17 protein-coding genes and 1 pseudogene are annotated in these 23,169 nt (G+C 67.2%); 12 read left to right on the top strand and 6 right to left on the bottom strand.

Annotation, left to right across the window (positions count from 1 at the left end; translation table 11 throughout):
* The first annotated feature begins 91 nt into the window (after positions 1-91).
* From ACW6W5_RS14010 to ACW6W5_RS14000, 3 genes are read left to right on the top strand one after another with little or no spacing between them, the layout of a single operon-like run.
* Positions 92-1,912 carry a sensor histidine kinase gene (locus ACW6W5_RS14010; protein WP_121039867.1) on the top strand — a complete coding sequence of 607 codons (1,821 nt, stop codon included), beginning with the start codon at positions 92-94 and terminating at the stop codon, positions 1,910-1,912.
* Positions 1,909-2,349 (top strand): response regulator, encoded by a 441-nt coding sequence (locus ACW6W5_RS14005; RefSeq protein ID WP_152152278.1) that lies wholly within the window; start codon positions 1,909-1,911, stop codon positions 2,347-2,349. The genes ACW6W5_RS14010 and ACW6W5_RS14005 overlap by 4 nt, the downstream gene beginning before the upstream one ends.
* Before the next feature lie 4 nt (positions 2,350-2,353).
* Positions 2,354-3,868, top strand: a complete 1,515-nt coding sequence (locus ACW6W5_RS14000) for an ATP-binding response regulator (protein ID WP_121039861.1) — start codon at positions 2,354-2,356, stop codon at positions 3,866-3,868.
* Here ACW6W5_RS14000 and ACW6W5_RS13995 read toward each other — a convergent pair whose 3' ends face one another.
* Entirely contained in the window at positions 3,869-4,603 is a 735-nt protein-coding gene (locus ACW6W5_RS13995; RefSeq protein WP_152152276.1) for a 20S proteasome subunit A/B, read from the bottom strand.
* Positions 4,604-4,687: 84 nt separating this feature from the next.
* Between ACW6W5_RS13995 and folK the strand changes: the two genes are divergently transcribed.
* A complete protein-coding gene (gene folK / locus ACW6W5_RS13990; protein ID WP_152152274.1) occupies positions 4,688-5,179 on the top strand; it encodes a 2-amino-4-hydroxy-6-hydroxymethyldihydropteridine diphosphokinase in 492 nt (163 codons plus the stop codon).
* Between the two features lie 101 nt (positions 5,180-5,280).
* On the opposite strand, the gene ACW6W5_RS13985 is transcribed toward folK, so the two are convergent.
* The gene (locus ACW6W5_RS13985) at positions 5,281-6,018 is read right to left on the bottom strand and encodes a pteridine reductase (protein WP_152152272.1); all 738 of its coding nucleotides are present in this window, start codon (positions 6,016-6,018) and stop codon (positions 5,281-5,283) included.
* 56 nt (positions 6,019-6,074) lie between these two features.
* Between ACW6W5_RS13985 and ACW6W5_RS13980 the strand changes: the two genes are divergently transcribed.
* Positions 6,075-7,259, top strand: a complete 1,185-nt coding sequence (locus tag ACW6W5_RS13980) for a class I SAM-dependent methyltransferase (RefSeq protein WP_152152271.1) — start codon at positions 6,075-6,077, stop codon at positions 7,257-7,259.
* A 1-nt stretch (position 7,260) separates the two neighbouring features.
* The gene (locus ACW6W5_RS13975; RefSeq protein ID WP_152152268.1) at positions 7,261-7,650 is read left to right on the top strand and encodes a VanZ family protein; all 390 of its coding nucleotides are present in this window, start codon (positions 7,261-7,263) and stop codon (positions 7,648-7,650) included.
* Positions 7,651-7,715: 65 nt separating this feature from the next.
* On the opposite strand, the gene ACW6W5_RS13970 is transcribed toward ACW6W5_RS13975, so the two are convergent.
* The 3 genes from ACW6W5_RS13970 to ACW6W5_RS13960 all read right to left on the bottom strand — a co-directional run bounded on the left by ACW6W5_RS13970 (position 7,716) and on the right by ACW6W5_RS13960 (position 14,020).
* Entirely contained in the window at positions 7,716-10,052 is a 2,337-nt protein-coding gene (locus ACW6W5_RS13970; protein ID WP_152152267.1) for a family 20 glycosylhydrolase, read from the bottom strand.
* A 93-nt stretch (positions 10,053-10,145) separates the two neighbouring features.
* Positions 10,146-12,845, bottom strand: a complete 2,700-nt coding sequence (locus tag ACW6W5_RS13965; RefSeq protein ID WP_152152265.1) for a TonB-dependent receptor — start codon at positions 12,843-12,845, stop codon at positions 10,146-10,148.
* A gap of 155 nt (positions 12,846-13,000) precedes the next feature.
* The gene (locus ACW6W5_RS13960) at positions 13,001-14,020 is read right to left on the bottom strand and encodes a glucokinase family protein (protein ID WP_152152264.1); all 1,020 of its coding nucleotides are present in this window, start codon (positions 14,018-14,020) and stop codon (positions 13,001-13,003) included.
* Between the two features lie 366 nt (positions 14,021-14,386).
* Between ACW6W5_RS13960 and ACW6W5_RS13955 the strand changes: the two genes are divergently transcribed.
* Genes ACW6W5_RS13955 through ACW6W5_RS13935 form a run of 5 tightly spaced genes read left to right on the top strand, consistent with a single transcriptional unit; the run spans position 14,387 to position 20,036 of the window.
* Positions 14,387-15,679: a sugar MFS transporter gene (locus tag ACW6W5_RS13955; RefSeq protein ID WP_152152262.1), complete on the top strand. Its 1,293-nt coding sequence runs from the start codon at positions 14,387-14,389 to the stop codon at positions 15,677-15,679.
* Positions 15,680-15,721: 42 nt separating this feature from the next.
* Complete coding sequence (locus ACW6W5_RS13950) at positions 15,722-16,789, top strand: LacI family DNA-binding transcriptional regulator (RefSeq protein ID WP_088432334.1); 1,068 nt, start codon at positions 15,722-15,724, stop codon at positions 16,787-16,789.
* A gap of 6 nt (positions 16,790-16,795) precedes the next feature.
* Entirely contained in the window at positions 16,796-17,824 is a 1,029-nt protein-coding gene (locus ACW6W5_RS13945) for an SIS domain-containing protein (protein ID WP_152152261.1), read from the top strand.
* A complete protein-coding gene (nagA, locus tag ACW6W5_RS13940) occupies positions 17,824-18,972 on the top strand; it encodes an N-acetylglucosamine-6-phosphate deacetylase (protein WP_152152259.1) in 1,149 nt (382 codons plus the stop codon). The genes ACW6W5_RS13945 and nagA overlap by 1 nt, the downstream gene beginning before the upstream one ends.
* The gene (locus tag ACW6W5_RS13935; RefSeq protein WP_152152258.1) at positions 18,969-20,036 is read left to right on the top strand and encodes an acyltransferase family protein; all 1,068 of its coding nucleotides are present in this window, start codon (positions 18,969-18,971) and stop codon (positions 20,034-20,036) included. The genes nagA and ACW6W5_RS13935 overlap by 4 nt, the downstream gene beginning before the upstream one ends.
* On the opposite strand, the gene ACW6W5_RS13930 is transcribed toward ACW6W5_RS13935, so the two are convergent.
* A complete protein-coding gene (locus ACW6W5_RS13930) occupies positions 20,021-20,350 on the bottom strand; it encodes a hypothetical protein (protein WP_193222780.1) in 330 nt (109 codons plus the stop codon). The two genes, ACW6W5_RS13935 and ACW6W5_RS13930, sit on opposite strands and share 16 nt — an antisense overlap.
* On the opposite strand from ACW6W5_RS13930, the pseudogene ACW6W5_RS13925 reads away from it, so the two are divergent.
* Positions 20,349-23,169 (top strand): annotated as a pseudogene (locus ACW6W5_RS13925) (hypothetical protein); the annotation flags it as partial. The gene ACW6W5_RS13930 and the pseudogene ACW6W5_RS13925 overlap by 2 nt on opposite strands.

The following is a 23,169-nucleotide window of genomic DNA, read 5'->3' as shown; positions in this document are numbered from 1 at the left end:
TATTCAACGCTTCGCCATTGCCGATGGGGCTGCGCGGGCCGGCGCTGCCGCCTGGGCCGGGTCGTCGATGGCATCGAGCTGACGAGGGACTATGGCGCTGGTGTTCAGTGATCAAATCTGGGACCGCTGGCGTCTGCCGGCCTTGGCCCTGGCGGCGGTAGCCATCATCGTGGTGCCGTGGCTCACCCTGCGCAAGCTGGCCAATGACAACATCGATGCGATGAACTGGGTCACCCATACCCAGGATGTCGGGGTGGCGGTCTACCAGCTCCAGGCCGATGTCCGCGATGTCGAATCCGCGGCGTTGACGATGTCCAAGGGCATCGACGCCCCCGGCCTGCGTGAGCGGCTGGCCCAGGCCGACGACATTCCCGGGCGGCTGGCGCGGTTGGCGGAGCTGACCCGCGACAATCCCGATCAGCTGGTCCGGATCGGTCGCATCCAGTCCATGCTCGAGCGCCGGATGGAGCTGGCCAAACAGTTGGCCCGTTCCTCGCCCGATGCCGATCAGCGCCAGCTGGTGGCCGACCTGACCACGCGCTACCCGATCCGCAGCCTGGTGGAAGAACTGCAGGCCACCGAGGAGCAGCTGCTCAAGCAGCGCTCCTCGCTGTTTGCCGCACAGCAGCGCCAGGGTGAGTTCGTGTCCTGGTCGGCGCTGGTGGTGCAGTTGCTGTTGCTCGGCCTGGTGCTGTGGCTGTTGCAGCGGCAGATCCGCCACCGCCTCTCTGCCGAACGTGCCTCGCTGCGCGCGGCCGAGCGCGCGGCCTCGGTGCTGCATACCGTGCGCGAGCCGATCGTGCTGCTCGACCGCAGCCTGCGGGTACAGATGCACAACCCCGCGTTCGCCGAACTGTATGGGCTGGACGAGGAGGCCTCGCCCGAAGGACTGCCGCTGGACAGCATCGGCGACGGTGCCTGGGCCGATGCGGTGGTCCGCCAGCGCCTGACCGATGTGCTGCTGCGCGGCCGCGAGCTGTGGGACTACGAGCACGAACAGCGCACCGCCGATGACGTGGTCCGCATCATGCTGATCAACGCGCGGCGCATGCCGTTGCCGGACAAGGATGACGAAGTGGTGCTGATGACGGTCAGCGATGTCACCGTCCAGCGCGCCGTGCAGCTGCGCGTGGAAGAGCTCAACCGCCAGCTGGAAGGGAAGGTCGAGCAGGTCTCCGAGGTCAACCGCGAACTGGAAGCATTCAGCTACTCCGTCTCGCACGATCTGCGCGCGCCGCTGCGTCACGTGGCCGGCTTCTCGGACAAGTTGACCCGTCACCTGGGCGAGGGCGCGGACGAAAAGTCCCTGCATTACCTGGGCGTGATTTCCAATTCGGCCAAGCGCATGGCCGCGTTGATCGACGACCTGCTGGTCTATTCGCGCCTGGGCCGGGCGGCGATGCGGCTGCAGGCCGTGGACATGCAGTCGCTGGTGGCCGACACCCGCGCCATGCTCGATGCCAACCAGCAGAGCGAGTCGGAGAGCAGCGGGGTGCCGCACCATATCGACTGGAAGATCGCGCCGCTGCCGATCATTGTTTCCGATGAAAACATGATGCGGCAGGTCTGGCTGAATCTGCTCGGCAACGCGATCAAGTATTCTTCCAACCGCGAGCCGGCCCGGATCGAGGTCGACTACAAACTGCAGCCGGACGGCAGCCATCTGTTCACCGTGCGCGACAACGGCGCCGGCTTCGACATGGCTTACGCCGGCAAGCTGTTCGGGGTGTTCCAACGGCTGCACAAGGCCAGTGACTACCCCGGCACGGGCATCGGCCTGGCCAGTGTCCGCCGGGTGCTGACCCGCCACGGGGGCCGCATCTGGGCCGAGTCGGTGGTCGATCAGGGCGCCACTTTCCATTTCGTTCTTCCACCCGCGCTCGACGCAATCAACAAGGGCTCCGCCGCATGACCGCTCTCCGTACCATCCTCCTTGCCGAGGACAGCCCCGCCGACGCCGAGATGGCCATCGACGCATTGAAGGAGGCCCGCCTGGCCAACCCGATCGTGCACGTCGAAGACGGCGTGGAAGCGATGGATTACCTGTTGCGCCGTGGTGCCTTCGCCACCCGCGACGAAGGCCTGCCGGCCGTGCTGCTGCTGGATATCAAGATGCCGCGCATGGATGGCCTGGAAGTGCTCAAGGAAATCCGCAACACCGAGGAGCTCAAGCGGCTGCCGGTGGTGATCCTGTCATCCTCGCGCGAGGAAAGCGATCTGGCGCGCAGCTGGGACATGGGCGTGAACGCCTACGTGGTCAAGCCGGTGGACGTGGACCAGTTCTTCGGCGCGGTGCAGACCCTGGGCAAGTTCTGGGGTTTGATCAACCAGGCACCGGAGGTCGAGTAAGACCATGCCGCTGACCGGCCCTGCGTTGGGTGCCCTGCGGATCCTGCTGATCGAGGATTCGCCGGAAGACGCCGAACTGATGTGCGAGCAGATGCTCGACGCTGGCCTGGAGGCCAGCTTCGAGCGGGTCGAGAGCGCGCAGGAACTGCGTGAGGCGCTCGAGCGCGCCGCGCCGGACATCGTGCTGTCCGACCTGAGCATGCCCGGCTTTTCCGGCAATGAAGCGCTGCAGATCGTGCGCGCTGCGTTGCCCGAGGTGCCCTTCATCTTCGTGTCCGGCACGATGGGTGAGGAAAACGCGGTGGCCGCCCTGCACCAGGGGGCCAACGATTACATCATCAAGCACCAGCCGGCGCGCCTGCCCTCGGCGGTGGCGCGTGCCGTGCGCGAAGCGCGCAGCGCGATCGACCGTCAGCGGGTGGAAGCCGAGCTGATGCGCGCGCAGCGTCTGGAAAGCCTGTCGCTGCTGGCAGCCGGCCTGAGCCACGACCTGCGCAACATCCTGCAGCCGCTGCTGATCATGCCGGACCTGATGAAGGCACGCACCGACGATCCGCAGCTGCACCATCTGGCCGACATCATCGCCGAGTGTGGCCGGCGCGGGCATGAGATGGCCGAATCGATGCTGTCCTTCGTGCGCGGTTCGCGCAACAGCAGCGAACACATCTGCCTGGTCCACCTGTTCGAAGGGGTCGAGCTGCTCCTGCGCAGCAACCTGCCCGCCAAGGTCACCCTGCACCTGGAGGTGGCCGACGGCCTGGCGGTGGATGCAAACTACACCGAGCTGCAGCAGGTCCTGCTCAACCTTGCGTTGAATGCCATCCAGGCCATGCCGGACGGCGGCCGGTTGACCCTGCGCGCGGCATCCGCCGCCGATACGCATGGCGAGGACTGGTTGCGGATCTCGGTGACCGATGAAGGCATCGGCATGGATGCCGATACCCTGTCGCATCTGTTCAATCCCTTCTTCACCACCAAGGCCACCGGCACCGGCCTGGGCCTGATTTCGTGCAAGCGCATCATTGAAGGCGCACACGGCAGCATCCACGTCGACAGCCAGCCGGGTGTCGGCACCCGCTTCGATCTGTTGCTGCCGATGCGCGAGATCGCCGACACCGCCGCTACGGTCGATGGGCCGATCGCCGCCGGTACCGGCCAGTCCATCCTGGTCGTGGACGGTGAGGCGACGCGGCTGTCGCTGCTGGGCAATGCGTTGTCCAGCCAGGGCTATCACCTGCAGCTGGCCTCCGATGGTGCGGCCGCGCTGCGCTGGATGCAGCAGGAGAGCATGCCGGCACTGGTGATCGCCGATGCCGGCTCCAAGCTGCTCTCGGCCAGCCACCTGCTGGGCGAGATGGCTACGTTGGGCTATCGCGGGCCGGCGCTGGTGCTGGAAGAAGCCGAGGTGACCGTGCCGCTGGCGGTGTTCCCGCCGGGCATCAATGTGCACGTGCTGCGCAAGCCGCTGGAAATGCAGCAGGTGTTCCGTTCGGTCGCCGAGGCGCTGGAAACCGCCTGATCAGGCCTCCCAGGGGAACCGGGGGAGGCTGGCCACGGCCTGTTCGAGCTTGAAGGACCAGTTGCCGTGGATTTCCGCGTACAGCGGGCTGTCGCCGGCCAGGCGCATGCGCTGGGTGATGCGCAGGTCATCCTTGCGGATCAGCACCAGATCCACCGGCAGCCCGACCGACAGGTTGGAGCGGATGGTGGAATCCAGCGAGACGATGGCGGTGCGCGCAGCGTCTTCCAGCCGCGTCTGCGGGCGCAGGATGCGGTCGAGGATCGGCTTGCCGTACTTGGACTCGCCGATCTGCAGGAACGGGGTTTCCGGCGAGGCCGCGATCGCATTGCCGAGCGGATAGATCATGTACAGCCCCGGATGCTCGCCGCCGATCTGGCCCCCCAGGATCAGCGTGGCCTGGGTCACGATGCCATCCTGGCCCGCCTCATGCGTGCTGGATTTGACCTGGCTGTCGAGCAGCACCCGGCCCACGTACTCGGCCACCTCGAACAGATGCCGGTAGGCGCGCAGATTTTCCGGGCGCTGTTCCTCCACATCACGGCGCAGCCGTGAGATCAGCAGCTGGGTGGTCGCCAGGTTGCCCGCGGCCATGATGACGAAGGCGGCTTCCCCGGGAAACTCGAACTCGTGCAGCTTGCGGTGCACGCGCACGTCGTCCAGCGACGCGTTGGTGCGGGTGTCGGCGGCGAAGACCAGGCCTTCGTCCACCTCGATGCCGACGCAATAGGTCATGTCGGTGTCCTATGATGTGCACCCCGATTCTATGCGCTGGGCATGTTGCCCCCGTGTGGAATCGCCCCACGTACGCTGAATACCATGACCACTGCGCTCCTGAGCCTGGGCAGCAACCTGCAGCCGCAACAGCACCTTCACGCCGCGGTGGAGGCGCTGCGCGCGCGTTTCGGCGCGATCGCGGTATCGCCGGCCTACCGCACTGCCGCGGTCGGCTTCGACGGCCCGGACTTCCTCAACAACGCCGTGGCGATCGAGACCGAGCTGCCGCTGCAGACACTGGATGACTGGCTGCACGCGCTGGAAGATGCCCACGGCCGCGACCGCAGCGGCCCGCGCTTCAGCGATCGCACCCTGGATATCGATGTGGTGTTCTACGGCGACCTGATCGTGGAAGGCCCCGGCCACCTGCGCATCCCGCGCCCGGAGCTCAGGCACGCCTTCGTGCTCAAGCCGCTGGCCGACATCGCGCCGGACTTCCGCGATCCGGTCAGCGGGCTGACCCTGGAGGCGTTGTGGCGCGCGCATCGGCAGTTCGGCGAGCCGTTCGACACGATGGAGCTGGTGCCCGGGTAATCAGGCGCCGGGTAGTGCCGGCCGCTGGCCGACGATGCGACAACACCCGATTCATGCGGAGCCGGCCAGCGGCCGGCACTACCGGGCGGGGCAATCGGCGTTTACGACAACGTCCGCCCGCCATCCACGCGCAGCGTGTGCCCGGTGACGAACGCGGCCTCGGTGGCCAGCCAGTACACCGCCTCGGCGATCTCCTCCACCGTGCCGGTGCGGGCCAGCGGCGTGCGCGCCAGCAGCGCCTGCCGGGCGAAATCGTCCTTGCCCTGTTCCGGCCACAGGATGGCCCCAGGGGCAACCGCGTTGACCCGTATCTTGGGCGCCAGCTCCAGCGCCAGTGAGCGGGTGACCATTTCCAGGGCTGCCTTGGCGGCCGCGTACACCGGGTGGTCGCGCATCGGCTGGGTGCCGTGCAGATCGGTCAGGTTGACGATGCTGCCCTGCTGGCGGCGCAGGTGCGGCGCGGCGGCCTGGGCCAGCAGCAGCGGCGCGCGCGCATTGACCGCGAACAGGTCGTCCCACTGCGCGGCGGTGATCTGGCCGAGCAGGGTGGGGTAGAAGTTGGAGGCGTTGTTGACCAGCGTGTCCAGCCGGCCGAACTGGGCCATGGTCTGGTCGATCAGGTCGGGCAGGGCATCGGCATCGCGCAGATCCGCCTGCAGGGCCAGCACGCTGCCCGGCCGCAGCATGTCCATGTCGAAGGCCATCTGCTGCAGCTCGGTGGTGGAGGTGTGGGCATGCAGCGCCACCGACCAGCCACAGGCGTGGAACTGGCGGGCGATGGCCGCGCCGATCCGGCGCGCGCTGCCGGTGATCAGCGCCACGGGCGCGGTATCGGTCATCGGGGGTACTCCCTGCTCAGGCTATGCTGTGCATTGTCACCGCAATCGCCCGCGCCATGCATTCCCCACTGCCCACCCCCGAATCCGACGCCCTGGCCCACAGCGACGAGCTGGCTGCGGCGCTGCGTGCTGAAATCCTCGCCAACGGCGGCGCGATGCCGTTCTCCCGTTTCATGGAGCTGAGCCTGTATACCCCCGGTTGGGGCTATTACAGCGCCGGCGCGAGCAAGTTCGGTGCCGCCGGCGATTTCACCACCTCGCCGGAGATCGGCGCGCTGTTCGCCGCGACCCTGGCCAATGCGATCGCCCCGATAATGCAGCAGCTCGGCCCGGAAGCGCGTTTCATGGAAGTCGGTGGCGGCAGCGGCGCGTTCGCCGAAGTGCTGCTCAAGCGCATGCTGGAACTGGACGCACTGCCTGAACGCTACGCGATCCTGGAGCCCAGCGCGGACCTGCGCGAGCGCCAGCGCGAGCGCCTGGAAATGGCGCTGATCCCGCCGGTGTTCGCCCTGGTGGAATGGCTGGACCGCCCGTTCGATGACGACTGGGACGGCATGGTGTTTGCCAATGAAGTGATCGATGCCTTGCCGACGCCGCGCTTCCTCGCGCGCGATGGCATGGTCTACGAGGAAACCGTCGAGCTGGATGCGCAGGGCGCCTTCGTGCGCGGCGCGCAGCCGGCCGATGCGATGCTCACCGCGGCGGTGCGGCATGTGGAGCACTACCGTCAGAAGCCCTTCGCCGATGGGTACCGTTCCGAACTGCTGCCGCAGCTGCCGTACTGGATCCAGGCGATCGCCGGCGGCCTGAAGCGCGGCGCGATGTTGTTCGTCGATTACGGCTACCCGCGCAACGAGTATTACCAGGACGACCGCGACGACGGCACGGTGCGCGCGTTCTATCGCCACCACGTGCACAACGATCTGTACCGCTGGCCGGGCCTGCAGGACCTGACCGCCTCGGTGGATTTCACCGCGTTGGCCGAGTCGGGCACCGGGGCGGGATTCGAACTGGCCGGTTACTGCACGCAGGCCAGTTTCCTGCTCGGGAACGGGCTGGATACCCTGCTGGAAAAGGCCGACGCGCGCACCGACGAGATCGGCCGCGTACGCCTGCGCGATCAGGTGAAAAAGCTGACGCTGCCGACCGAGATGGGCGAGCGCTTCCAGGTGATGGGCTTCCAGCGCGATGTCGATTTCGAACCCGCCTTCGAACTCGGCGATCTGACCTGGCGTCTGTAAGGTGGCGGCGACACCCGTGCTTAAACCGCTGCGCTGGCCACGGTTCTGGCTGGCGCTGTGGTGGCTGGCGGTGCTGGGCACGATCGTGGTCTGCCTGATCCCGCCGCCGCCGATCCCGTTGCCGGAAAACAGCGACAAGGTCGAGCACTTCCTCGCGTATTTTCTACTGGCCGCATCCGCCGTGCAGATCTACCAGCGTCGCGCGGCCCTGGTCTGGGCCGCGCTCGGCCTGGTCACGCTGGGCATCGGCATCGAGTTCGCCCAGGGCGCCTTGACCGTCAACCGCATGGCCGACCCGATGGACGCGCTGGCCAACAGCGTCGGCGTGCTCGCCGGCACGGCGATCGTGTTCACCCCGTTGCGCGATCTGCTGGTGCGCCTGCGCGGTTGATGCGTGTGACGCCGGCGACCCATGACGGGGAGTGCCGGCCGCTGGCCGGCACCTTGGCGCCCCGATTACCGCGGCAACAGCGTCATCTCATCCAGCACCCACATGGTCGGCCGGGTATCGCCGGTGAAGCGCACGCACAGATTCTGCTTGCCCTTGAGCGAGCGCGGCAGCGCCGCCTCCAGCGTGATGAACCCATCGGCGCCCGGCGCGGCCGGCAGTGCCACGCTGGCCAGCGGCTTGCCAGCGCACTGGCCGCCGAGGATGTCCATTTCCCCATGCGCGCTGCGCTTGGGCGCGAAGCGGCGGTTCGGCTCGTCGTGGGCCAGCTGGAAGTAGTACGGGATCTGTCCGGCGCGGATGCGGAGCGTGGCGATGCCATCCACATCCGCGTCCTTCCACAACCAGCACGGGTTGAAGATGTCCACGTTGAAGATCGCGCGCTCGCCATCGGCCGGGCCGTCGTCTTCCAGGCGCAGCAGCAGCTGGCCTTCGCCCGGGCACTGCGCGAGATGTTCGTCGGTCCGCGACAGCAGCGACCCGGCGGTGATGTCGAAGCGGCTGGCCGCCTTGGCCAACGCCTCGCCGTTGAAGAACGTCGCCGCCTGCAGTGCCACCGGCAGCGGCTGCTGCAGCGGGGCGGTGTAGCGCGGTGACTGCGCGGTGACCGCGCTGCCGTCCACGCTGTAGTGGATGTCGTAACCGAGCGGGGTGCGCAGGGCCAGCGTCGCGGTGCCGGCGGCGCGGTCGTCCGTGCTGTCCAGTTCCACCTGGAATGGCGTCTGCGCATACGCGATGCCCATCGCCTGGTAACGCTTCAGCTGCGCCGGCAGACGCGCCAGGAAATCCGCATAGTCGCGGCGCTCGCGCGGCGACCAGCCCGTCTCGGCCACCGCGGCCAAGCGCGGGAACAGGTTGTGCTGCAGGCGCGCGTAGCTGCGCGTGTGCTCGGTGAACATGTTGGCCTGCAGGCCGAGGATGTGGTGCTGCTTGTCCTTGGCCAGCGCGTCCGGCACCGGCTCGAAGCCGTACACGCGTGCCAGCGGAATCGTCGCCGGGCGGCCCGGCGGCTCGTTCTCCGAGTTGGTCTGCAGGTAGTCCATGTACATGTCGGTCACCGGCGACATCACCACGTCGTGACCCTCGCTGGCGGCCTTGAGGCCGCCTTCGGTACCGCGCCAGGACATCACCGTGGCCTCCGGCGGCAACCCGCCTTCGAGGATTTCATCCCAGCCGATCAGGCGCCGGTCGTGGTGTTCCAGGAAGGTCTCCAGGCGCTTGATGATGTGGCTCTGCATTTCCATCTCATCGCTGGCGCCCACTTCGCGCATGCGCGCCTGCACCCGCGCGGAGGCTTCCCACTGGTCCTTGACCGCTTCGTCGCCACCCACGTGCACGTACTTGGCCGGAAACAGCGCGATGACTTCTTCCAGCACGTTCTCAAGGAATTCGAGGGTGCTGTCTTCCGTGTTGAACAGGTTCGGGAACACGCCCCATTCGCTCAGCGGCTTGAGCGGGGTGTCGATCGTGCCGAGCTCCGGATAGGCCGCGATCGCCGCGGTAGCGTGACCGGGCACGTCGATCTCCGGGATCACCTGGATATGGCGCGCGGCGGCATACGCGATCACCTCGCGGATCTGTTCCTGGGTGTAGAACCCGCAGTAGGGACGCTCGGCGCCGGTGACCGGATCGCGGCCACCGTCGCCGGCCGGAATGCGGCAGCTGCCGACGCCGGTCAGTTTCGGGTAGCGCTTGATCTCCATGCGCCAGCCCTGGTCATCGGTGAGGTGCCAATGGAAGGTGTTGAGCTTCTGCTCGGCCATCGCATCGAGGACCTGCTTGATCTCATCGAGGCTCTGGAAGTGGCGGGCCGAATCGAGCATCAGGCCGCGCCAGCTGAAACGGGGCGCATCATCGATGCGCAGCGCCGGAAGCGTGCCATCGCTGCCGCCGGTGAGCAGCTGCGAGAGCGTGGCCGCACCGTAGAACAGACCGGCCTCGGTGGCGGCCTGCACGGTCGCGCCACGCGCGTCCGAACGCAGCTGGTAGCCTTCGGCACCGGTCTTGAGCGTGGCATCGAGGATGAAGCGGATGCCGTCCTTGCCGCGTCCTTCGCTGACCGTTACCGCCGGGCCACCGCTGTCGCGCAGCAGGGTGGCGAACTGTGCAGCCACGCGGGCGGCGGCCTGGCCCTGTGCATGCACAGGGGTGGCGGTGGTCACGGTGTAGCCGGCGCCGTCGATGCGATCGACCCTGGCCGGCGCGGGGATCAGCATCAGCGAACCGGGCAGGGCCTTCGGGCCAGCCGGTGCCTGTGCGTCGGCGGCCTGGGCCAGCGGTGCGAGGGAGAGTGCCAGTGCGAAGGACAGCAGCGACAGCGAGGTACGACGGGTGCGGGTGTGCATCGGGTCATTCCTTTGTAGCGATTCGGGTTCCACCTGTGAAACGGGCCCGGAAATCCGGGCCCGTTTCAGGTGTGCAGCGTGTTACCGCGGCGATCAGTACTTGAAGCGGAAGTTCAGATAGTACTGGCGGCCGTTGCTGTAGAACGAGGTCGGCACCGACGCGCTCTGGTAGTACTTGTAGGTCGGGTTGTTGAGGTTGAGCGCATCGAAGCTGACGCTCAGCCAGTCGGTGGCCTTGTAGCTCAACGACGCCGACAGCGTGCCGAAGTCATCCTGGTAGTACGGGTTGGCACCGGACAGGCCGATCAGGAACGAGGAGCGGTAGGTGTAGCCCACGCGCGCACCGAAGGTGTCGTTCTCGAAGTAAGCACCCACGTTGTAGGTGTTCTTCGAGGTGCCCAGCAGGTTCTGCGTGCCGTCTTCCCAGGTATGCGAGGTGCTGCCATCGGCGTAGGTGTAGTTGGCGTTGACGCCGAAGAATTCACCGATCGGCTGCTCGTAGGCCAGCTCGACGCCGCGGACCTTGCCGTTGGCGTTGATCGGCTTGGAGATCTCATACGCTTCCAGCTGGTGGGTCAGCTCGCTGAAGAGCATCTGGGTCTCGGTGCCGAAGGCCACGTAGTCCTTCAGGTTCATCGAGTACACGCCGGCCGACAGCAGGCCGCGCGGCATGAAGTACCACTCCAGGTTGGCATCGAAGTTGGTCGACAGCACCGGCTTGAGGTTCGGGTTGCCACCGCCGCCGAGCTTGTTCAGATCCGAACCCCACGAGGAGGTACCCAGGGCCGAGAAGTCCGGCAGGGTCTGGGTCTGGGAGGCGGCAAAACGCAGCACCAGGTCGTCGGCCAGGTCGAACTTCAGGTTGGCGCTGGGCAGCACGCGGTTGTGCTTGTTTTCGAACTTCAGCGCATCCCAGGCACCGAACAGGCTGCTCACGTCCGGGTCGCTGGTGACGGCCACGTAGGTGTCGATGTCCTGCTTGATGTTGACGTAGCGCAGGCCGACGTTACCGGCCCAGCTGTCACCGACGAAGTTGGCCTGGACGTAGGCGCCGAAGTTCTTCTCGGCCACCTTCCATTCGGCGCCGTAGTTGTGGCGTCCGTCCGGGCCGTCATTGTTGGCCAGCCAGGTGGAGTTGTTGGTCACCGCATCCTTCAGCGCACCCGGGGTGTAGTACCAGATGTTGCGCGGGAAAGTGCCGCCGATGTCACCGGCGAAGCCGTTCGGGTAGTTGCCGGTGGGGGCGCCCTGCAGCGCGGCCCAGATGTTGCCCGGGGTCGCGCCTTCCGGCGACAGCGACTCACGCTTGTGGTCAGCAAAGCGTGCACCGAAGTCGATCGAGCTCAGCACGCTGCCGCTGCTGAAGTACTGGCTGAAATCCAGGCTGGCCCACTTTTCCTTGTCTTCGGCGGTGACCTGCTGGTTGCCCCAGGTGCCGAAGGTGGTCACGCCGTTCGGGCTGATGTCGCCGCCGATGTTCCAGTCGACCGGGGAGCCGTTGCCGTGCGTGGCCCAGCTGGCGCCGCCGCCGCGACCAACGGTGACTTCGGCGATGTACTGGCGCGGGGTTTCGCCGGTGCCCTTGGTGTTGCCGGCCTGGAACTTGGCGGTCAGGTTGTCGTTGATCTGCCAATCCGCATCGAAGGTGATGTAGTTCGTCTCTGCCGTTGCTTCACGGTAGATCATGTCGTACACGCCGTAGTCCGTGCCCGGCTTGCCGCTGTAGGTGGCGTTGGTGATGACGCCGTCCTTGACCACATAGCCCGGATCCGGTGCCTGCGATTTGGCGAAGCTGGCGCCGAACATCATGAAGTTGCGGTTGTAGTTGTTGGCTTCCAGCTTGGAACTGAAACCTTCCAGACCCAGGGTCAGGGTGTCGGTGGGCTTGAACTGCACCGAGATCAGGCCGCCCTTGCGCTCACGGGTCTGTTCGAACAGCGTGGAACCGAGCAGGCCGGGGATCTTGAGCCCCTCCAGGTCCGGACGCGGGCCCTGCAGGAACTGGCCCGGGTTGGCCGGATCCGGGATGCCTGCGACGACCGGGTCGTTCGGGCCGAGGGTGAAGAATCCGCCCGGGATTTCCTGTGCTTCGCGGCGCAGCTCACGCTTCTGGTAGAAGCCCTGCACCATCACGCCGAAGGTGCCGTCGTCGTTCTTGTAGTTGAACAGGGCCGACAGCTGCGGATCGGTCGACTTGGCCTGGTCCGAATTCACCGCACCGACCGAGGCTTCGGCGGTGATCTGCTTGGCGAACTCCAGCGGGCGACGGGTGATGATGTTGACGGTGCCGGTGGTGCCGCCGTCCTGCAGCTTGGCCTGCGAGGACTTGTTTACTTCCACCGAGCTGACCAGCTCGGAGGGCAGCAGCGAGTAGCTGACGCTGCGGCCGACGTTGTTGCCTTGGCTGAGCACGAACCAGTCGGCCGAGGCAACGCTGTGGCCGTTGATCAGGGTCTGGGTCAGGCTCGGGCTGGTGCCGCGCAGGCTGACGCGGTCGGCTTCGTCGAAGCCGCCTTCATCGGCGCTGGACGAGCTGATGTTCACGCCCGGCAGGCGCTGCAGGGTATCGGCGACGTTGTGCGCGGGCAGCTTGCCCACGTCTTCGGCGGTGACCACTTCCAGGCGCGCATTGGCATCGCGCTTGGTGTCCAGCGACTTTTCCATCGAGCCACGGATGCCGGTGACCTGCACGGTGTCCAGATCGGTGGCGGTGGGGGCGGCTTGCTGCGCGTGGGCGCTGAAGGCCAGGCAGCTGACGATGGCTGCGGAAAGCAGGGTCTTGCGGGTGTTCATGATGTCTCTCCTCATCACTCGATGGTCGCCGGCGACGGCGTCTGTTTTCTTGCGTCTGGTACGACTGTGCCGCGCGCCTGTTGTCCGGGTGCGCCTTGGGTACTACGTACTGCGTGGTGCGATGTCCACAGCGCCGATCCCGGCGCCGCGGCAGATCAGGTGTCCGAGCGGCCCAGGTACCAGCTGGCGGCGCCGATGACGCCCAGCTGCCCGTGCTCGACCACCTTCACGGGAATGCGTTCCAGCGCCTCGCGCATCGGTCCCTTGTTGAGGTACCGCTCGACGAAGGTGCTGTTCAACAGGAAATCGCGGATCTGCGGCAGGATGCCGCCGGCCAGGTAGACCCCACCGGTGACGCCGTATTGCAGCGCCATGTCGCCGATCGTGCTGCCGAGCAGGCCGCAGAACACATCCAGGCTCTGCCGCGCGAGCGGGTCCTGGTCGGCCATGGCGGCGGCGGTGATCGCATCGGGGGTGGTCAGCGCTGGCGATTGGCCGCTCAACGCACACAGGGCGCGATACAGATTCATCAGGCCGGGGCCGGACAGCGCCTGCTCGACCGAGACATGCGACCGGTCGCGCAGCATCTGCCGCACGATCGCCATCTCCAGTTCGGTGGTGGTGGCCAGGGTCGGCTGGCCGGCTTCGGTCGCCAGCACGACGGCGCCGTGCGGGGTCGGGATCCACACCGCCGCGCCGAGGCCGGTGCCGGGGCCGACCACCAGGGTCGGGCCGCGCGGGGCGGTGGCCGGGCCGGTCAGCTGCAGCACGCCGCTGGCATCGACCTGGGCGGCGGCATAGGCCACGGCCTCGAAGTCATTGACGATGTACACCTGGTCCAGGCCGACATCGCGCTCGATCTGCCGTGCCGACAACGGCCAGGGCAGGTTGGCGGTGATCACCGTGCCGTCGTCGCGGGCATAGCCGGCGGTGGCGACCACGCAATGCGTCGGGCGCGGGCCATCGGCCAGAAAGTCGGACAGGATCGCGCTGAGGCCGGCGTAATCCGCATTGCGGAACTTGCGGTAGTCCAGCAGCTCCACCGGATGGGCCGGATCGGCGCTGGCCTGGACCCGGCCAACCCGGACATGCGTGCCACCCACGTCGGCGGCCAGGAACGGCGGCGTCGCGGCGGGCGGGGCATGGGCCGGAACAGCGTGGGCGGCGTTGGTCACACGGACTCCATCGGTTGGGCGTGGCCAGGGTTGCCCCGGCGATTGAGGCGGAGTCTGTAATCGTTCTGACAACGATGTCAACGATAACCTCACACTTTCGATGCTGCGCCGCAACGTGGGTTTGCGCGGGAAAACGTTTTCATCACACTGCCGTCATGTTTTCGCAAACTGCCGTGAATACGGGCTCCGCTCCGCCCGCGGCGAGCGCTGCCGCCAGATTGCGCAGGTGCAGCAACGCAAAATGCGCGGCGCTGGCGTGAACCAGTTGTTGACAAACCTGGCGGCTGCAACGAATAAATGTGACAACGTTGTTCCCAGCCACTCTTCCGATGCCGCTCCGGCGCCGTCGATGCAGGAGCCTCCTTGATGTCTGCCGTGCCTGCTGCCTCCGCGCGTTCGAGCGTGCTTACCTCGATCCTGATCATCGGCGTGCTGTTCTTCCTGATCGGCTTCTTCACCTGGCTCAACGGCCCGTTGATCACCTTCGTCAAACTCGCCTTCGAGCTGGATGAGGTGGGCGCCTTCCTGGTGCTGATGGTTTTCTACCTGTCGTATTTCTTCCTGGCCCTGCCGGCCTCGTGGATCCTCAAGCGCACCGGGATGAAGAAGGGCCTGAGCCTGAGCCTGCTGGTGATGGCGGCCGGTGCGGTGGTGTTCGCGCACTTCGCCCAGCAGCGCTGGTACCCGGGCGCGCTCAGCGGCCTGTTCATCATCGGCAGCGGCCTTGCCCTGCTGCAGACGGCGGTCAACCCGTACATCAGCATCCTCGGCCCGATCGAGACCGCGGCCCGGCGCATCGCACTGATGGGCATCTGCAACAAGATCGCCGGCATGCTCGCCCCGGTGCTGATCGGCACGCTGGTGCTGCACGGTATCGGCGACCTGGATGCCCAGGTGAAGATCGCCGATGCGGCCGCCAAGACGGTGCTGCTCAATGACTTCGCCGCCAAGATCCAGCTGCCGTACATGGCCATGGCCGGGCTGCTGGTGGTGCTGGCGGTGGGCGTGCTGTTCTCGCCGCTGCCCGAACTGAAGACCGCCGAAGCCAATGCCACGCCAGCCCGCGCGCCAGGGGTGGCCGAGCGCACCAGCATCTTCCAGTTCCCGCACCTGTGGCTGGGCGTACTGTGCCTGTTCGTGTACGTCGGCGTGGAAGTGATGGCCGGCGATGCGATCGGCACTTACGGCCACGGCTTCGACCTGCCGCTGGACCAGACCAAGATGTTCACCTCGATCACCCTGGGCGCGATGCTGATCGGCTACCTGGCCGGCCTGGCGCTGATCCCGCACCTGGTCTCACAGTCGCGCTACCTGAGCATCTCGGCGGTGCTGGGCGTGGTGTTCTGCATCGGCGCGCTGCTGACCCACGGCTATGTCTCGGTCGGCTTCGTGGCGGCCTTGGGCTTTGCCAACGCGATGATGTGGCCGGCGATCTTCCCGCTGGCGATCCGCGGCCTGGGCCGTTTCACCGAGACCGGCTCGGCCCTGCTGGTGATGGCCATCGCCGGTGGCGCGATCATTCCCCAGCTGTTTGCCGTGCTCAAGCAGCACTTCGACTTCCAGTGGGTGTTCGCCGGCCTGATGGTGCCCTGCTACCTGTACATCCTGTTCTATTCGATGCGCGGCCACCGCGTCGGGCTGTCCCGCGACGGGCAGTGATCGGCGATCATGGACGCTCAACCGGTCAGCCAGGAAAAGACGATGCGTAGAGCGACCATCAAGGATGTCGCCGAACGGGCCAAGGTATCGCTGAAGACGGTCTCGCGGGTCATCAACAACGAGCCCTCGGTGATGCAGGCCACCCGTGCACGGGTGCTGCGTGCGATCGCCGAGCTGGACTACGAGCCCGATCCGGCCGCGCGCAACCTGCGCACCGGCACCACGCTGGTGGTCGGGCTGGTCTACGACAACCCCAACCCGTACCACATCATCGGCGTGCAGAACGGCGTGCTTGCCGCGTGCCGCGAGACCGGGTTCGGCTTGCAGATCCATCCCTGCGATTCCAGCTCGCCGATGCTCGCCGAGGAACTGGCCGACTGGGTGCAGCGTTCGCGTCTGGCCGGGCTGGTGCTGACCGCGCCGATGTCCGAGCGCAAGGATCTGGTGGCCGCGCTCACCGCACGCGGCATCAAGCTGGTGCGCATCATCGCCGCCACCGCCGATCCGCAGGACGGCGCCTGTGTGTTCGTCGACGACCGCGAGGCCGCCTACGAGATCACCGAGCACCTGATCCAGCTGGGCCACCAGCGGATCGGCTTCCTCTGGGGCGGCACCTCGCACCGCTCCAGCGGTGAGCGCTACGCCGGCTATGAAGCGGCGCTGCGCGACTACGGCATGACCATCGACAAGCACCTGGTGGTGCAGGGCGATTACACCTTCGATGATGGCTTCCGCGGCGCGCGCCGCCTGCTGGCGCTGCGCGAACCGCCCACCGCGATCTTCGGCTCCAACGATGAAATCGCCGCCGGCGTGTTGGCGGCGGCCAAATCCACCGGCATGAACGTGCCGTACGACCTGTCCATCGCCGGTTTCGAGGACAGCCCGTTCTCGCGCCAGTCCTGGCCGCCGTTGACCACCGCCAAGCAGGCCACCGAAGACATCGCCCGGCATGCCGCGCGCCTGCTGATCGCGCAGCTGCGCAGCGATGCCTACGACGACGCGCCGCTGCAGCTGCAGAACCAGGGCTTCGTGCCGCAGCTGGTGGTGCGTGGTTCCACCGCGCCGATGCGCCCACAGGGTGCACGGCTTCCTTCTCCTGAAACGACCTGAGTCCCCATGTCCCTGCCTGCCCCCCACGACACCCTGATGTACCGCGAAGCCGCCGAGGCTGCCGATGTGATCGCCGCGCAGTTCGCGCGCAACCAGGTGGCCGTGGAGACGCTGGCCGCCAGCCTGCGCGCGGCACCGCCGCCGTTCGTGGTGACCTGCGCACGGGGCAGTTCCGACCACGCCGCCACCTATGCCAAGTACCTGCTGGAAACGCGCCTCGGGCTGGTCACCGCCTCGGCCTCGCCGTCGGTAGGCTCGGTGTACGAAGCGCCGCTGAAGCTGCGTGGGGCGCTGTACATCGTGATCTCGCAGTCGGGCAAGAGCCCGGACCTGCTGCGCAACGCCGAGGCCGCGCGTGCGGCCGGCGCACGCGTGGTGGCGCTGGTCAATGTCGAGGATTCGCCGCTGGCGCAGCTGGCCGAGACGGTGATCCCGCTGGGCGCCGGTGCCGAGCACAGCGTCGCGGCGACCAAGAGCTATCTGGCCTCGCTGTCGGCGATCCTGCAGCTGGTGGCGTACTGGACCCAGGATGTGGGGCTGATCGCTTCGCTGCGCGCGCTGCCCGATGCGCTGCGTCAGGCTTGGAACAGCGACTGGTCGTCGCTGACCGACGGTCTGGTGCCGGCCCACAATCTGTTCGTGCTTGGCCGCGGTCTTGGCCTGGCCGCCGCGCAGGAAGCGGCGCTGAAGTTCAAGGAAACCTGTGGCCTGCACGCCGAGGCGTACAGCTCGGCCGAGGTCAAGCATGGCCCGATGGCGCTGGTCGGCCCGGGCTTCCCGGTGCTGGCCTTCGCCCAGCCGGATGAAACCGGCGCTGGCACCCGCGCGGTGCTGAGCGAGTTCGCCGCGCGCGATGCGCAGGTGTGGCTGGCCGATGTCGGCGGTGACCTGCCGCTGCCGGTCGCGCCGCACCCGGCGTGCGCCCCGCTGCTGACCATCCAGAGTTTCTACCGCGCGATCAATGCGCTGGCGCTGCGCCGTGGTCACAACCCGGACCTGCCGCCGCATCTGAACAAGGTGACGGAAACCGTCTGATGAAAACTGTCCTGCGCAATGCCCGCATCCTGGCCGGTGACGACTTCCGCGATGATCTGGCGGTGGTGATCGAGAGCGGCCGGATCACCGCGCTGGTCTCCGATGCCGCGCCCATGCTCGGCCAGGCCGATGAGCAGGTGGACCTGGGTGGTGGTTGGCTGCTGCCCGGCTTCATCGATGCGCAGGTCAATGGCGGTGGCGGCGTGCTGTTCAACAACAGCCCGGATGTCGCCACGCTGCGCACGCTGGCGCAGGCGCACCGCCGCTTCGGCACCACCGGTCTGCTGCCGACCCTGATCAGCGACGACGTGCAGGTAATGCGCGCGGCCATCGCCGCGACCCGCCAGGCGATCAGCGAGGGCGTGCCCGGCGTGCTCGGCATCCATCTGGAAGGCCCGTACATCGCCCCGGCGCGCAAGGGCACGCATGATGCGAACAAGTTCCGTGTGCCGGACGCCGCCGAGATCGCCTTGGCCGCCTCGCTGGACAACGGCGTCACCCTGCTCACGCTGGCGCCCGAGCGGGTACCGCTGGAGAGCATCCGCGCGCTGGTGGAACGCGGCGTGGTGGTGGCGGCAGGTCATACCGCCGCCAGTTACGAGCAGGCGCGTGCAGGCCTGGAGGCCGGTATCCGCGGCTTCACCCATCTGTACAACGCGATGTCGCCGCTGACCGGGCGCGAACCGGGTGCGGTCGGTGCGGCGCTGGAAGATCGCGACAGCTGGGTCGGCATCATCGCCGACGGCGTGCATGTGCATCCGGCCAGCCTGCGTGTGGCGCTGGCGACCAAGCCGCGCGGCAAGGTCATGCTGGTCACTGATGCGATGCCGCCGGTCGGTGCGCAGGACCCCAGCTACGAACTTTACGGCGAGGTCATCACTGCGGTGGATGGGGTGGTGCGCAATGCTGCCGGCTCGCTGGCCGGCTCGGCGCTGGACATGGCCACGGCGGTGCGCAACAGCGTGCAGCTGCTGGGCGTTTCGCTGGCCGAGGCGGCGCGGATGGCCTCGACCTATCCCGCGCAGTTCCTGAATCTGGATGACCGCTACGGGCACATCGCCGAAGGGCATCACGCCGATCTGGTGCTGCTCGATGACGCGCTGCAGGTGCGCAGCATCTGGATCGCCGGGCAGCGCGAAGACGTATGAGTGCCGTACCGTCGGGGCGGATGGGCTCGATCGACGCACTGCGCGGCCTGACCGTCGCGGCGATGCTGCTGGTCAACAACCCGGGCGACTGGAGCCATGTCTACGCACCGCTGCTGCACGCGGACTGGCATGGTTTCACCCCGACCGACCTGATTTTCCCGTTGTTCCTGTTCATTGCCGGTGTCTCGATGGCGTTCAGTCTGGCGCCACGCGCGGCCGAGCCGGCCAAGCGTCCGGCGCTGGTGCGCGGGGTGCTGCAACGCGCACTGCGCATCCTGATCGCCGGCGCGCTGCTGCACCTGCTGGCGTGGTGGTTGTTCGAACTGCCGGCGTATCGCCTGTGGGGCGTGCTGCAGCGGATCGCCCTGTGCGTGGCGGTGGTCGGCGTGCTGGCGGTCTACACGCGGGCGCGCACGCAATGGGCGCTGATCGTCGGGCTGTTGGCCACCTATGCGGTGATCCTGCTGTCGGCCACCTCCATGGCGCCGTGGGTCAACCCGGCCAGCCGCCTGGATACGGCGCTGTTCGCCCCGTTCCTCTACAAGTATTCCGCGCTCACCGGGCTGGGCCATGACCCGGAAGGCCTGCTGAGCAGCCTCGGGGCGATCGCCACCACCCTGCTGGGCCTGCGCGCCGGCGCGTGGCTGCGTGCCGGCAGGGCACCGCAGTTGACGCTGCTGGCGGCGGGTTGCCTGGCGGTCGGCGGCCTGGCCACGCTGTGGTTGCCCCTGAACAAGCAGTTGTGGACCCCCAGCTTCGTGCTGTGGACCGCAGGTCTGTCCGCGGCTGCGCTGCTGCTGGCCCATCTGTTGATCGATCGCTGGGGCATGCCTGCGCTGGGGCGACGCTTTGGCGTGAATGCGATCGCCGCCTATCTTGGCTCCTCGGCGATGGCGCTGGTGCTCGCTGCAACCGGTGCGTGGGCCTGGGCGTTCCATGCCCTGCAGAGCGCGCTGCAGGAGGCACCAAAGCTGGCCTCGCTCGCGTGCGCGGTGGGCTTCGTGACGATCTGGTGGGGTGTGGTGTGGGTGCTGGATCGCCGGCGTGTCTATCTGAAGATCTGAGCGATCTCTGCAGAATCGCTCACCGCGCGGCGAATGCGGGCGATCCACTGCCTGAATTTTACGTTCACATCACGGTTGACCAGTAAAAGTACCGGCACACATCTGCGTACTTCACGAAACCGCCTGTTCCTGGCCGTGGCCCATTTGCCGCGCGCCGTCTGTCCCCTCCTCGATGTTGTCCCGCCGGAAATGCAGTCCCAGGCAGCGTCCGCTGCCGTCGTGAATTTCATGGTGATGCGTGCAGTCAGGAGCAGGGGGCTTCGATGACCTGTCATGCCGCCGCCGCCCTCCGTGATGTCCAGAGGAAGCCGCATGCCCAGGTCCACTCTCCACCCCCTCGCGCTCAGCATCGCCGTGCTGCTCCGTTCACGCGGCCTGCTGGGCAGTGCCATCGTCCTGGCCTCGTTCGGCGCACAGGCGGACTGCGTTACCGTCGGCACCACCACCACCTGCACCACGGCCGCACCCAATCCCTATGTGACCCGCGTCGGTAACGGCAACATCGCCATCGAGGATGGACGCACGGTGGATGTCCAGGCCGGTGCCAAGCTGGTGGTGGGTGACGCCAACGCCATCTCGCTGCGCGACAACGCCAACATCCACGTCGGCACCGGTGCGACCGTCAGCGCCACTGCAGTCAGCGCGCCGGGGCTGTTCGGCGCGGGCGGCAACACACTGGAATTCCGCACCGGCGGCACCCTGACCGTCGATGCCGGCGGAGAAGTGCTGGCGCTGGGCAGCCAAGGCAGTGCCGAAGTGATCAACTTCCAGGGCGCGGGCAACACCATCGTCAACAGCGGCACCATCCGCGCCAACAACGCCGTGGCGATCTGGTCGCAGAACACCACTGGGCTGAACACCGTGATCAACACCGAGACCGGCATCATCCAGGCACCGGGCACGGTGATCGGTGGCTCCGGCAACGGCGCGCTTGACTTCACCAACCGTGGCCAGGTGATCGGCAACATCTCGCTGGCCGGCGGCAATGACATCCTGCGCCTGTATACCGGTTCGTCGATCACCGGCAATTTCAGCGGAGGAGCGGGCAACGACGCGATCTTCCTGAGCGGCATGGGTGATTCCACGCTGCCGGGCAATTTCGTCGGTTTCGAGTCGCTGACCAAGAATGATGCGGGCAAGTGGACACTGACCGGCACCATCACCGGGGTGACCGTGGCCACGGTGGCGCAGGGCACCCTGGCGCTGACCGGCAACAACGCCAATTACACCGGCCCGGTGATCGTCGATCCGGCCGGCATCCTGGAAGCGCGGGCGCAGAGCCTGCCGCCCGGCGTGACCAACAATGGTCTGGTCCGCTTCACGCAGCCCGACGATGGCACCTATGCGGGCAGCATCAACGGCACCGGCGCATTGGACAAGACCGGGGCCGGCACGCTCACCCTGACCGGCCTCAACAGCCTGGGTGGGGCAAGCACACTCACTGGCGGCACCCTGGTGCTGGGCAACACGCTGGAAACCGCCAGCCTGACCATGGCCAATGGCACCACGCTGCAGATCAATGGCACGCTGCAGCAGCGCGGCGGTGGCGCGGCGAATGTGATCGGCACCAGTGGCGCCCAGTCGCTGATCGTCAACGGCCGACTGAACGGCTCAGCGCTGCTGGGCGACGGCAATGATCTGCTGGATGTTGCGGGTGTGATCGTCGGCAACGTCGATCAGGGCGCCGGCAACGACACCACGATCGTGCGGCCCGGAGGCAGGATCGGGGGCACGCTGGCGCAGGGGCTGGGCGATGATCGCCTGGAGATGCAGGGCGGGCAGATTGTGGGCGCGGTCACCCAAGGTGCCGGCAACGATGCTCTGTTGATGAGCGGCGGCACGCTGGCGTCGGTCGACCAGGGCGACGATGTCGACCAGCTGGAGATCAGCGGCGGCACCATCACCGGCACCGTGCAGCAGGGTGGGGGCCGGGATGTGTTCGTCATGACCGGCGGTACCATCGGTGCGCTGCTGCAGGGCGATGGGACCGACCGCTTCCGCATGACCGGTGGCCAGATCATCGGCGGCTTCGATGATGGCGATTACGCCGAGATGACCGGCGGGCGCATCGGCCGGGTCAACATGAAGCTGGAGAACAACACCTTCGACATGTCCGGCGGCACCATCGACGGCAACCTGGTCACCGGCTTCGGCAACGACACCATCATCCTGTCCGAGGGCTACATCGGCGGCAACATCAGCGTCAGCGGTGGCGATGATTCGATCACCATCACCGGCGGCACCGTACGTGGCGAGATCCGCGCCAGTACCGGCAGCGATCGGCTGGACTGGTCTGGCGGTGGCGTGGTGCACGGCGCGGTGGACATGGGCGAGGGCAATGACGTTGCCAGCTTGGCCAACCTCAACGCCTCCAACCTGGGGGCGTTGCCGCTGTTCGACGGCGGACCCGGCAACGACGCGCTGAGCATGAACAACGTCAAGACCGACGGTGTCGCGCGCTTCGCCAACTGGGAGCAGATCGGCCTGGCCAATGATTCCCAGCTCACCTTCGACGGCAACCTGACGCTGGGTGACGGCGGCACCGGCACCGGTGCGCTGGACATCGATGCCACCAGCACGCTCTTCGCCGGTGGCCTGGACGCGCGCATCGTGCCGTTCACCGCCGGCCAGCTGGCCACGGTGACCAACGCTGGACGCATCGACCTGAGCAATGGTGGCAGCCGCGTCGGCGACGCCTTCACCATCGTCGGCAACTATGTGGGCAACGGCGGCGCGCTGTACCTGCAGACCGTGCTGGGCGATGACAGCTCGCTGTCGGACAAGCTGGTGATCTCCAACGGCACCGCCAGCGGCACCACCGGTATCGGCGTGCTCAACGTCGGCGGCACCGGCGCGGCCACGATCGCCGACGGCATCATGGTGGTGCAGGCGACCAATGGCGCCAGCACCGCCGCCAATGCGTTCGCGCTGTACAGCCCGGTCGCCGCAGGCGCTTACGAGTATTACCTGTTCAAGGGCGGTGTGAGCGGCGGCAGCGCTGAAAACTGGTACCTGCGTTCCACGGTTACCGCCTCGGCGATCCCGGCACCGGCGCCACCGCCGACCATCGACGTGCCGCCGCCGCCGCCGCCGCCGGAAGCCATCGGCACCCCGCCCCCGGTGTTGCCGCCGG

Source organism: Stenotrophomonas sp. IS26, from assembly GCF_054188265.1.
This window is presented reverse-complemented; position numbering and strand designations above follow the sequence as displayed.

Coding starts and splice junctions, on each gene's coding strand:
- ACW6W5_RS14010 (WP_121039867.1), top strand. CDS start 92: ATGGCGCTGGTGTTCAGTGATCAAATCTGGGACCGCTGGCGTCTGCCG.
- ACW6W5_RS14005 (WP_152152278.1), top strand. CDS start 1,909: ATGACCGCTCTCCGTACCATCCTCCTTGCCGAGGACAGCCCCGCCGAC.
- ACW6W5_RS14000 (WP_121039861.1), top strand. CDS start 2,354: ATGCCGCTGACCGGCCCTGCGTTGGGTGCCCTGCGGATCCTGCTGATC.
- ACW6W5_RS13995 (WP_152152276.1), bottom strand. CDS start 4,603: ATGACCTATTGCGTCGGCATCGAGGTGGACGAAGGCCTGGTCTTCGCC.
- folK (WP_152152274.1), top strand. CDS start 4,688: ATGACCACTGCGCTCCTGAGCCTGGGCAGCAACCTGCAGCCGCAACAG.
- ACW6W5_RS13985 (WP_152152272.1), bottom strand. CDS start 6,018: ATGACCGATACCGCGCCCGTGGCGCTGATCACCGGCAGCGCGCGCCGG.
- ACW6W5_RS13980 (WP_152152271.1), top strand. CDS start 6,075: ATGCATTCCCCACTGCCCACCCCCGAATCCGACGCCCTGGCCCACAGC.
- ACW6W5_RS13970 (WP_152152267.1), bottom strand. CDS start 10,052: ATGCACACCCGCACCCGTCGTACCTCGCTGTCGCTGCTGTCCTTCGCA.
- ACW6W5_RS13965 (WP_152152265.1), bottom strand. CDS start 12,845: ATGAACACCCGCAAGACCCTGCTTTCCGCAGCCATCGTCAGCTGCCTG.
- ACW6W5_RS13955 (WP_152152262.1), top strand. CDS start 14,387: ATGTCTGCCGTGCCTGCTGCCTCCGCGCGTTCGAGCGTGCTTACCTCG.
- ACW6W5_RS13950 (WP_088432334.1), top strand. CDS start 15,722: ATGCGTAGAGCGACCATCAAGGATGTCGCCGAACGGGCCAAGGTATCG.
- ACW6W5_RS13945 (WP_152152261.1), top strand. CDS start 16,796: ATGTCCCTGCCTGCCCCCCACGACACCCTGATGTACCGCGAAGCCGCC.
- nagA (WP_152152259.1), top strand. CDS start 17,824: ATGAAAACTGTCCTGCGCAATGCCCGCATCCTGGCCGGTGACGACTTC.
- ACW6W5_RS13935 (WP_152152258.1), top strand. CDS start 18,969: ATGAGTGCCGTACCGTCGGGGCGGATGGGCTCGATCGACGCACTGCGC.
- ACW6W5_RS13930 (WP_193222780.1), bottom strand. CDS start 20,350: ATGCGGCTTCCTCTGGACATCACGGAGGGCGGCGGCGGCATGACAGGT.